Source organism: Mycobacterium sp. 852002-51163_SCH5372311, from assembly GCF_001667115.1.
Taxonomy (GTDB): domain Bacteria; phylum Actinomycetota; class Actinomycetes; order Mycobacteriales; family Mycobacteriaceae; genus Mycobacterium.
Window position 1 is genome coordinate 1 of the sequence record NZ_LZIJ01000117.1, and the last position, 567, is coordinate 567.

Below are 567 nucleotides of genomic sequence, written 5' to 3' on the forward strand. Positions count from 1 at the left end.
AGATCGCGGCAGCGCACGAAATCGGCCAACGCCTTCGACGGGGTGTAGCCGGGTTCGGGTGGGGCATCACCGGGATGCACCAAGGGCACCAGCGTGGCCGAGGCGGCCAACTCGGCGAGCAGTTCGGGGGTGATCAACCCATCAGCGCCGACCTGCCAGCCCGCGGCGGGGTCGCCTGGCCCGGCGATGACATGGATCATGACCGGGGAGGCGCCCGGGCGCGCGCCGGCGGCACAATCGGCCCGCGCGCAGCGACACCCCAGCCGATCGGCCCCGGCCGCCAGGGCCCCGAGGGCGTCGGCGCGGCGCTGGGCGGCGCTGCGCGGGTCGTGGGCGCACACCGTGGCCGCCAGCTTCGCCAGGCGTTGGTCCAGGGCGTGGGCATCCACACTGAACAGGCTGCCCTCGATGCGCGAGATGCCGTCCTGATCCTGCCCGATCCAGATCTCCCGGTCGGCCTGCTCTTTTTTGCGGCGGCGCACCGCATCGACATCCACCCGGGCCACGATCGCATCGACCTTGCCCGACAGCCGGGCATTCGTCATCGACGGCCAGCGGGTCACATTG

1 protein-coding gene is annotated in these 567 nt (G+C 72.3%); it reads right to left on the reverse strand.

All coding sequences use genetic code 11. The features are described 5' to 3' along the window. A partial coding sequence (locus tag A5791_RS14870) for a DUF222 domain-containing protein (RefSeq protein ID WP_156661324.1) occupies window positions 1-567 on the reverse strand: 567 nt, incomplete at both ends.